This window comes from Moorena sp. SIO3B2 (genome assembly GCF_010692525.1).
GTDB classification, from domain to species: domain Bacteria; phylum Cyanobacteriota; class Cyanobacteriia; order Cyanobacteriales; family Coleofasciculaceae; genus Moorena; species Moorena producens.
The window spans coordinates 1-2,712 of sequence record NZ_JAAHHE010000624.1; the positions used below are offsets into that span (position 1 = coordinate 1).

At 42.8% G+C, this 2,712-nt stretch carries 2 protein-coding genes; both read right to left on the reverse strand.

What is annotated here, in order from left to right:
* Nucleotides 1–1,571 (reverse strand): AAA-like domain-containing protein (locus tag F6K38_RS39035; RefSeq protein WP_287360299.1); only part of this gene is annotated, 1,571 nt, incomplete at its 3' end.
* Nucleotides 1,572–1,769: 198 nt separating this feature from the next.
* Nucleotides 1,770–2,712, reverse strand: a 943-nt coding sequence (locus tag F6K38_RS39040; RefSeq protein ID WP_287360301.1) for an AAA-like domain-containing protein, incomplete at its 5' end; no start/stop codon positions are given.

Below are 2,712 nucleotides of genomic sequence, written 5' to 3' on the forward strand. Positions count from 1 at the left end.
AATTGACTAATACTCTGGTGGAGGGCATTTATAGGACTAGTAGCAGGATATTGCTCCAGGGGGCAACCATCTTTTACTATACTAAGTAGCTCTTGCCCAGTCTCTACTGCTTCATACAAAAGCGTTTCCCCTATTGTACTGGGGCCGTAGTAAGCATTATCCTGTAACTGTCTTAAAATAATAAGTCCTTTCCGTTCTAGTCGTGTCAATAATTTGGCTTCTGCTAGCAAAGCTTCCGCTTCCTGTTTAGCCTTAGCTAATATCTCACTAGCCTCTTTCTCAGCAGCCAAAGCCTTTTGGACTTCTCGCTTGTCTAAAACCTGACTAGCTCTTAAGAACTGGGAATCCAAATCACTTAAGGCTTTTCCCCTAGACCATTGTTCGGCCTGGTCTAATGCTTTCCCCCGCAACAAAAAAGACTCATCCTTACACCCAGAATCAACCCAAGCGGTAAACGCTTCAGAGTAGGGACGTAGTCTAGCCAATTCTGTCTTGACCCAATCGGAATTGAAAACCTCCCCATAAATCCGGTTGTTAACTTCCAAACAACCATGGCGCTCAACCACCAGCCCCGATAACCTTAATTCCGTCTGTTCCTCACTGCCATCAGCAGCTATACACCCGTGCTCCAACACTTGCTGATACAAACCCAATAGCATACCAGCCCGTTGCTCATTCCTGAGAATGCGATCGCGTATGGTCTTCAAATGCTCCTGTTCATCCTGAGCTTCCCAATTGTCTATAATCTTGCTACGCACGATCTGGTCTAGGGAAAGACTATTGCCCGATTCCCAAGTCTGCACCACCAAACGACACACGCGCTGAGTCAGAAACGGTTGTCCCCCCGTCCAGTTTACTATTTCACCTAACACCTGTTCAGGATTATTAACCTTACCTACCAAACCCTGAACCAACGGCCCTTTAGCCTCCTCAAAGGTAAACCCAGTTAATTGAATATCCTGACCAATATTAAACGGAGTGCGCTGTTTATCCTGAATTAAATCTGCAGCAGTTGCCACCCCCAGCAAACAAAAGGTGAGACGATTGTAAGCTGGCTTTTCGGCTCGTTGATTGTAACAGGCTCTAATTAACGCAAAGAAATCATCTTTAAACCTAACTTTAATAATACTATCAATTTCATCCAGGAAAATAACAATCTTTCCCGGAATACTGCTTAACACTATCTGCTCAATAAACTTACTTAAGCACAACACCGGAGAGATTTGAGCACGCTCGTCTAACCAACTGTCTTCATCAAACTTTCCGAAAAGCTCGAAATCATCCACCAATAACATAATCAAACTTTCATACCACATCGACACCGTGATATCTTCTTTACCAATCACGGTCAGATCGATAGACGCGCAAGCAAATCCCTCTTCTTTCAAGCGTTTTATCGTTCTTACCCGCAAACTAGACTTACCCATCTGTCGGGAATTCAGCACATAACAAAACTCCCCAGCCATCAATGCCTGAAAAAGCTCCTGATCCGCTTGTCGGGTCACATAAGTCGGTTCATCCTGAGGTAAACTACCTCCTACTTTGTAGATTGTTGAGTGTTGATTGGTCATTACAGCGGTTTGGCATTCGGTGAGGTACAAATTTTTAGGTTTTAGGGAGCAGGGAGCAGGGAGCAGGGAGCAGTGATAAGAGTGTAGCAAGTGTGGGAAGATGGGGAGAGAGAATAAGTGGTTTTTAAGAATTAGGTATAGTTAAAGATAGTTTTGCTCATTGTTATTCTACTTCCTGGTCTATTGATAATAATATTATTACCCGATTCCCGATTCCCGATTCCCGATTCCCGATTCCCGATTCCCGATTCCCGATTCCCGATTCCCGATTCCCGATTCCCTACTCCCCAAAATGCGATCGCTAAAATACAGACGATACAAATTAGATATCAAACTACAATCATTACCATAGCGCTCAAGCAATCCAATACTTTCCAACTTGCGAGTGATAGTAGCATCCAGGCGCACGGGTTTAGTGGTACTAACTAATAATTTAACAGCATCCAGCAATTCGGGATGCTCTTGAATACTAGTTAACAGTTCACGGAGATGACTGCCATAAATTCCAGCTTCTGTGGGGGCATTAACCAAAAGGGTATCCAGTGTGTTGTCTCCTGCTTGGTGATTCTTGAGATAATCAAAAGCTTGGGACAATAAATAAGGATGTCCCCCCACCATTGCCATCAGTTGCGTTACTGAATCCCCAGACAAATTCAACCCATAAGCCTCAGCAAAGCCCTTAACCTGCTGTTCAGTAAACTCTAGTAATTCTATCTGTAATCCCACATTAAACGGCGACTGATCGGTAGGTAAATTAACATAAACTTCCGTAGCATAAACCACAATCAATCGTAGTTTTTTCCAAACCTCTTTACTCTTAGCATCTTCATGCCAACTGCGCAGCAAAGTCAGAAACCCTTCAGCCACCTCTTGATGAGAAAAGACTTGCTCTACTTCATCCAAACACAAAACTACTGGACTATCTAAAGACTTTAATAAATACTGCTCTAAGTATCGTTTGCAGTTTACCTTGCTGGGTAAACGCTTTTTCCAATAACTGTCTAAGTTATCCGGCAATCCTAAGTTATCAGCAACTCGTACACAAAAGGACTGTAAAAAGCTATCTAAATTATTTAAAGGTAGCTCATTCATATTTAAATAAACCTGAGCATAACCCTGTTTTTCACTATGGGCAATAATC